Source organism: Streptococcus mitis (assembly GCF_001579035.1).
GTDB lineage: Bacteria > Bacillota > Bacilli > Lactobacillales > Streptococcaceae > Streptococcus > Streptococcus mitis_J.
In genome coordinates this window covers 73288-79843 of record NZ_KQ970288.1, presented here as the reverse complement: position 1 = coordinate 79843, position 6556 = coordinate 73288, and the positions used below count along the sequence as shown (strand labels likewise).

Annotated in this window: 8 protein-coding genes and 2 pseudogenes; 9 read left to right on the top strand and 1 reads right to left on the bottom strand. The window is 43.8% G+C overall.

From position 1 onward, the window contains the following. Nucleotides 1–48: 48 nt before the first annotated feature. From SMIDD26_RS06550 to whiA, 8 genes and pseudogenes are all read left to right on the top strand, one after another. Nucleotides 49–528: pseudogene (locus tag SMIDD26_RS06550) on the top strand (dihydrofolate reductase); the annotation flags it as partial. Further along, nucleotides 528–698, top strand: a complete 171-nt coding sequence (locus SMIDD26_RS06545; protein WP_061439614.1) for a hypothetical protein — start codon at nucleotides 528–530, stop codon at nucleotides 696–698. The pseudogene SMIDD26_RS06550 and the gene SMIDD26_RS06545, both read left to right, overlap by 1 nt. A 36-nt stretch (nucleotides 699–734) precedes the next feature. Then, entirely contained in the window at nucleotides 735–1472 is a 738-nt protein-coding gene (locus tag SMIDD26_RS06540) for a ClpX C4-type zinc finger protein (RefSeq protein ID WP_061439613.1), read from the top strand. An 8-nt stretch (nucleotides 1473–1480) separates the two neighbouring features. After that, nucleotides 1481–2068, top strand: coding sequence for a ribosome biogenesis GTP-binding protein YihA/YsxC (yihA, locus tag SMIDD26_RS06535; RefSeq protein WP_000422605.1), 588 nt, complete (start codon nucleotides 1481–1483; stop codon nucleotides 2066–2068). A gap of 10 nt (nucleotides 2069–2078) precedes the next feature. Continuing rightward, the gene (locus SMIDD26_RS06530; RefSeq protein ID WP_001140420.1) at nucleotides 2079–2459 is read left to right on the top strand and encodes a RidA family protein; all 381 of its coding nucleotides are present in this window, start codon (nucleotides 2079–2081) and stop codon (nucleotides 2457–2459) included. A 51-nt stretch (nucleotides 2460–2510) separates the two neighbouring features. Continuing rightward, nucleotides 2511–3401 carry an RNase adapter RapZ gene (rapZ, locus tag SMIDD26_RS06525; RefSeq protein ID WP_050389336.1) on the top strand — a complete coding sequence of 297 codons (891 nt, stop codon included), beginning with the start codon at nucleotides 2511–2513 and terminating at the stop codon, nucleotides 3399–3401. Beyond that, complete coding sequence (locus SMIDD26_RS06520; RefSeq protein ID WP_001231075.1) at nucleotides 3398–4375, top strand: YvcK family protein; 978 nt, start codon at nucleotides 3398–3400, stop codon at nucleotides 4373–4375. The genes rapZ and SMIDD26_RS06520 overlap by 4 nt, the downstream gene beginning before the upstream one ends. Next, the gene (whiA, locus tag SMIDD26_RS06515; RefSeq protein WP_061439612.1) at nucleotides 4372–5283 is read left to right on the top strand and encodes a DNA-binding protein WhiA; all 912 of its coding nucleotides are present in this window, start codon (nucleotides 4372–4374) and stop codon (nucleotides 5281–5283) included. Before SMIDD26_RS06520 ends, whiA begins: the two co-directional genes overlap by 4 nt. A 33-nt stretch (nucleotides 5284–5316) precedes the next feature. Here the strand turns inward: whiA and SMIDD26_RS06510 are convergent, their stop codons facing one another. After that, nucleotides 5317–6285 (bottom strand): NAD(P)/FAD-dependent oxidoreductase, encoded by a 969-nt coding sequence (locus tag SMIDD26_RS06510; protein WP_061439611.1) that lies wholly within the window; start codon nucleotides 6283–6285, stop codon nucleotides 5317–5319. A 135-nt stretch (nucleotides 6286–6420) separates the two neighbouring features. Between SMIDD26_RS06510 and SMIDD26_RS13040 the strand changes: the two are divergent. After that, nucleotides 6421–6556: pseudogene (locus SMIDD26_RS13040) on the top strand (TIGR00159 family protein); the annotation flags it as partial.

The following is a 6556-nucleotide window of genomic DNA, read 5'->3' as shown; positions in this document are numbered from 1 at the left end:
AGTAAAAAGGATGGAAGCATGACTAAAGAAAATCGTAGCTAGTTTCGGGCCCAGGATGAAGAGGGTGTGATTGGGAAAGACAATCGTCTGCCTTGGCATTTGCCAGCAGAACTGCAACACTTCAAAGAAACAACCCTGAATCATGCTATCTTGATGGGGCGGGTAACCTTTGATGGAATGGGGCGTCGCCTGCTTCCACAACGGGAAACCCTGATTTTGACGCGTAATCCGGAAGAAAAGATAGATGGTGCGGCTACTTTTCAGGATGTCCAGTCTGTCTTGGACTGGTATCAGTGTCAAGACAAGAATCTCTATATTATCGGTGGAAAGCAAATTTTTCAGGCTTTTGAACCCTACCTTGATGAAGTGATTGTGACTCAAATTCATGCTCGGGTGGAGGGAGATACCTATTTCCCTGAAGAGTTTGACTTATCTCTTTTTGAGACAGTTTCAAGCAAATCCTATACCAAAGATGAGAAAAATCCTTATGATTTTACCATCCAATACCGTAAGAGAAAGGAAGTCTAATGGAACGGAGTTTATTTGGTTTATTCACGGCTTTTCTGTGTTTCATCTGCCTTTTGGCAGGAACACAGGCTTTTCGTAAAAAACGTTACGGGCTTTCTATCCTCCTTTGGTTAAATGCCTTTACCAATCTGGTCAATAGTGTCCATGCTTTTTACATGACCTTATTTTAGATAGAATGACAGTATAGAATAGAACGGAAGGAAATCATGCCTACAACTAGGAATAATGATATGATGGTTTATTGCTCATTTTGTGGCAAAAGCCAAGAAGAAGTACAAAAAATAATCGCTGGGAACAACGCCTTTATCTGTAATGAATGCGTGGAGTTAGCTCAGGAAATCATTCGAGAAGAATTGGTTGAGGAAGTCTTGGCAGACTTGTCTGAGGTGCCAAAACCAATTGAACTCCTCCATATCTTGAACCACTATGTTATTGGTCAAGATCGTGCCAAGCGTGCCTTGGCAGTGGCGGTTTATAACCACTACAAACGCATCAATTTCCACGATACGCGTGAGGAGTCAGAAGATGTGGATCTGCAGAAATCAAACATTTTGATGATTGGTCCAACTGGTTCAGGGAAAACTTTCCTTGCTCAAACCTTGGCTAAAAGCTTGAATGTACCTTTTGCGATTGCGGATGCGACAGCTCTGACGGAGGCTGGTTATGTGGGTGAGGACGTGGAAAATATCCTCCTCAAACTCTTGCAAGCTGCTGACTTTAACATCGAACGTGCAGAGCGTGGCATTATCTACGTAGATGAAATTGACAAGATTGCCAATAAGGCTATCGAACGGAAGACAGGGGCGCGTGGTCTTCGCTCCATCATCGAGGAAACCATGCTGGACGTTATGTTTGAAGTACCGAGTCAGGAAAATGTGAAATTGGTCCGCATCACTAAAGAAGCTGTCGATGGAACGGATAAACCAATCCTAGAAACAGCCTAGAGGTGACTATGGAACTGAATACACACAATGCTGAAATCTTGCTCAGTGCGGCTAACAAGTCCCACTATCCGCAGGATGAACTGCCAGAGATTGCCCTAGCAGGGCGTTCAAATGTTGGCAAGTCTAGTTTTATCAACACCATGCTGAACCGTAAGAATCTGGCTCGTACGTCAGGGAAACCTGGGAAAACCCAGCTTCTCAACTTCTTTAACATTGACGACAAGATGCGCTTTGTGGATGTGCCTGGTTATGGCTATGCCCGTGTTTCCAAAAAGGAACGTGAAAAGTGGGGGCGCATGATTGAAGAGTATCTAACGACTCGGGAAAATCTCCGTGCGGTAGTCAGTTTAGTTGACCTTCGTCATGACCCGTCAGCAGATGATGTGCAGATGTACGAATTTCTCAAGTATTACGAGATTCCGGTTATCATCGTTGCGACCAAGGCGGACAAGATTCCTCGTGGTAAATGGAACAAGCACGAATCAGCAATAAAAAAGAAATTAAACTTTGACCCAAGTGACGACTTTATTCTCTTTTCATCTGTCAGCAAGGCAGGGATGGATGAGGCTTGGGATGCAATCTTAGAAAAATTGTGAGGAAAAGAAAATGGCAAAAACAATTCATACAGACAAAGCTCCAAAGGCTATCGGACCCTATGTTCAAGGAAAAATCGTTGGCAACCTTTTGTTTGCTAGTGGTCAAGTTCCTCTCTCTCCTGAAACTGGAGAAATCGTTGGAGAAACGATTCAAGAACAGACAGAACAAGTCTTGAAAAACATCGGTGCTATTTTGGCAGAAGCAGGAACTGACTTTGACCATGTTGTCAAAACAACTTGCTTTTTGAGCGATATGAACGACTTTGTTCCTTTTAACGAGGTTTACCAAACGGCCTTTAAAGAGGAATTTCCAGCTCGTTCAGCAGTAGAGGTAGCTCGTCTTCCTCGTGATGTAAAAGTCGAAATCGAAGTTATCGCAGAGATTGGATAAGCTAGTTGAAGTTTGGTTCTGCCAAACTTCTTTTGATATAAGGAGAAAAAGATGACAAAGAAACAACTTCACTTGGTGATTGTGACAGGAATGAGTGGTGCAGGGAAAACAGTTGCCATTCAGTCCTTCGAAGATTTGGGTTATTTTACTATTGATAATATGCCACCAGCTCTCTTGCCTAAGTTTTTGCAGTTGGTGGAAACAAAGGAAGACGACCATAAGTTGGCCTTGGTAGTAGATATGCGTAGCCGTTCTTTCTTTTCAGAGATTCAAGCTGTTTTGGATGAGCTGGAAAATAAGGAAGAACTGGACTTTAAAATTCTCTTTTTGGATGCAGCAGATAAGGAATTGGTCGCGCGTTACAAGGAAACCAGACGGAGTCACCCATTAGCTGCAGATGGTCGGATTTTGGATGGAATCAAGCTAGAACGTGAGCTCTTGGCGCCTTTGAAAAATATGAGCCAAAATGTGGTGGATACGACTGAACTTACTCCTCGTGAGCTGCGTAAAACTCTTGCAGAGCAGTTTTCAGATCAAGAACAAGCCCAGTCTTTCCGTATCGAAGTCATGTCTTTTGGCTTTAAATATGGAATTCCGATTGATGCGGACCTAGTCTTTGATGTGCGCTTTTTGCCAAATCCCTACTATCTACCAGAACTGCGTAATCAAACAGGTGTGGATGAACCAGTGTATCATTATGTCATGAACCATCCTGAGTCAGAAGACTTCTATCAACATTTGTTGGCCTTGATTGAGCCGATTTTACCAAGTTACCAAAAGGAAGGTAAGTCCGTTTTGACCATTGCCATGGGTTGTACAGGTGGACAACACCGTAGTGTGGCCTTTGCTAAACGCTTGGCGCAGGACTTATCCAAGAATTGGCCTGTTAATGAAGGGCATCGCGACAAAGACCGAAGAAAGGAAACGGTAAACCGTTCATGAGAAAACCAAAGATAACGGTGATTGGTGGAGGGACTGGGATTCCTGTCATTCTTAAAAGTCTGCGGGAAAAAGATGTGGAAATCGCTGCTATCGTAACGGTGGCGGATGATGGTGGTTCATCAGGTGAACTCCGAAAAAATATGCAACAATTGACACCGCCAGGTGATCTTCGTAATGTCCTTGTGGCCATGTCGGATATGCCAAAATTTTATGAAAAGGTCTTTCAATACCGCTTTTCTGAGGATGCTGGAGCCTTTGCTGGACATCCGCTGGGCAATCTCATTATCGCTGGCCTGTCAGAAATGCAGGGTTCGACCTATAATGCCATGCAGTTACTGAGCAAATTTTTCCACACAACTGGGAAGATTTATCCTTCCAGTGACCATCCCTTGACCCTGCATGCAGTCTTTCAGGATGGGACAGAAGTGGCTGGAGAGAGCCATATTGCAGACCATCCAGGCATGATTGACCATGTCTATGTGACCAATACCCTCAACGATGATACGCCTCTGGCTAGCCGTCGAGTGGTGCAGACCATTCTTGAAAGTGACATGATTGTCCTTGGACCTGGTTCCCTCTTTACCTCGATTTTGCCCAATATCGTGATTAAGGAAATTGGGCAGGCGCTTTTGGAAACCAAGGCAGAAATCGCCTATGTCTGCAATATCATGACCCAACGTGGGGAGACAGAACACTTTACAGATAGCGACCACGTGGAAGTCTTGCATCGTCACCTTGGCCGACCTTTTATCGACACTGTCTTGGTGAATATTGAAAAAGTACCTCAGGAATACATGAATTCCAACCGTTTTGATGAATACTTGGTGCAAGTGGAACATGATTTTGCTGGTCTTTGTAAGCAAGTTCCGCGCGTGATTTCATCCAACTTCCTTCGTCTGGAAAATGGAGGTGCCTTCCACGATGGGGATTTGATTGTGGACGAATTGATGCGCATCATACAGGTGAGAAAATGAGTTTCACAGTAGCAGTAAAAGAAGAAATCTTAGGTCAGCACCATCTGAGCCGGCATGAACTGTCTGCCATTATCAAGATGTCTGGCAGCATCGGTCTCTCGACTTCGGGCTTGACCTTGTCCGTCGTGACAGAAAATGCCAAGCTGGCTCGTCACCTCTATGAGTCCTTTCTCCATTTCTATGAAATTAAATCAGAAATCCGACACCACCAAAGAAGTAATCTTCGTAAGAATCGGGTCTATACCGTTTTTACAGATGAAAAGGTGCAGGATTTATTGAGTGATTTGCACTTGGCAGACTCTTTCTTTGGCTTGGAAACAGGTATTGACGAGGAGATTTTATCGGACGAGGAAGCAGGTCGTGCCTATCTCTGTGGTGCTTTCTTGGCAAATGGCAGCATTCGTGACCCTGAGTCAGGTAAGTACCAGTTGGAAATCAGTTCTGTTTATCTGGACCACGCGCAAGGGCTTGCCTCCCTTCTCCAGCAGTTTTTACTGGATGCCAAGGTTCTTGAGCGCAAGAAGGGAGCTGTGACCTACCTCCAGCGAGCCGAAGATATTATGGACTTCTTGATAGTAATCGGAGCCATGCAGGCGCGTGATGATTTTGAGCGGGTTAAGATTTTACGAGAAACCCGTAATGACCTCAATAGAGCCAATAATGCCGAGACAGCTAATATCGCTCGGACTGTTTCTGCCAGCATGAAGACTATCAATAATATCAGTAAAATCAAAGATATCATGGGATTAGAGAATTTACCAGTGGATTTGCAGGAAGTAGCGCAACTGCGGATTCAGCACCCAGACTACTCTATCCAGCAGTTAGCAGATAGCCTCAGCACCCCTCTGACCAAAAGTGGCGTCAACCACAGACTCAGAAAGATAAACAAATTAGCCGAAGAGCTATAAAACCACGAATCCTATGTGACTCGTGGTTCTTTTTTATAAACTAGTAGAGTGTTTTGGTTGTACTTTTTGCTCAGGGTCGATATAGTTGATAGCATTATTGACAGCAGTTGGAGCTTCTCCGAGTCCTGTCGCAATCAGATCAATTTTTCCGTCATAGTAGCAGCAGTCACCGATCGCATAGATACCTGCTTGGCTGGATTCCTGTTTGCTGTTGACGATAATCTTGTGTCGGTTGAGTTCCAAACCCCATTTTTTAAGGTTGCCGACAGAAGATTTGAAACCATAGTTGACAAAGAGGTGGTCTAGGTCAATCGTTTCGGTTTCATCAGATTTAACTTTTGTGATTTCAAGTTTATCGAGCGTTTTTCCATCTCCAAGGAGTTGGCTAGGGACGAATGGTGTCTTGATGGTTACAGATGATTCTTGCAAGGCTTGAACACTGTGCTCCAAGGCACGGAAATTATCTCTGCGGTGAACAAGGGTAGTTGGTGCAATTTTTTCAAAAGCCAAAGCCCAATCAACAGCCGAGTCTCCTCCGCCAAGAATCGTCACTTTCTTACCAGCATATTGCTGGATGTTGGAAACGTGGTAGTGGATATTTTCATAGCCCTCAACCCCTTCAAGTTCCAGCGGACGTGGTTTGAAGGCACCGCCACCCATAGCGATGATAACTGTTTTAGTCAGGTGACTTCCTTTAGAAGTGGTAATGGCAAATCCTTCTTCTTGTTTTTCAATTTCAAGAACCGTTTCATTGAGATGGATAGGGGTATCAAAGCCGTTTAGTTGTTCAATCAAGCGATTAGTCAATTCTTCTCCAGTCAGATTTGGGAAACCTGGGACGTCTAGGATTTCCTTTTCAGGATAGAGAATAGCAGGTTGTCCACCTAGTTGGGGGAGAGAGTCGATGATTTGGACCTTGGCTTGGCGTAGGTGGGCATAAAAGGCTGCAAAAAGCCCGACAGGACCACCACCTACAATGGTAATATCATAGAGTTGAGACATGGTTTCTCCTTTGTTTTTTCTAGTCAGTTTATTGTATCATATTTTTGCTCAATGTAAAATGGACTAGGATAGGGAAAAAAATGCCAGAAAATGGTATAATAGGACGAAAGTGTTTTGATAGGGAGGATATCAGGGATGAATTTTCAACAATTATCCAATCTGCAATATTGGACCAGTTTGTTTGCAAGTCCATGGACGATAGCTATCAATCTGATTGATATTTTGATTGTTGCTTATATTTTATATCATTCTACAAAAGCTATTGCAGGAA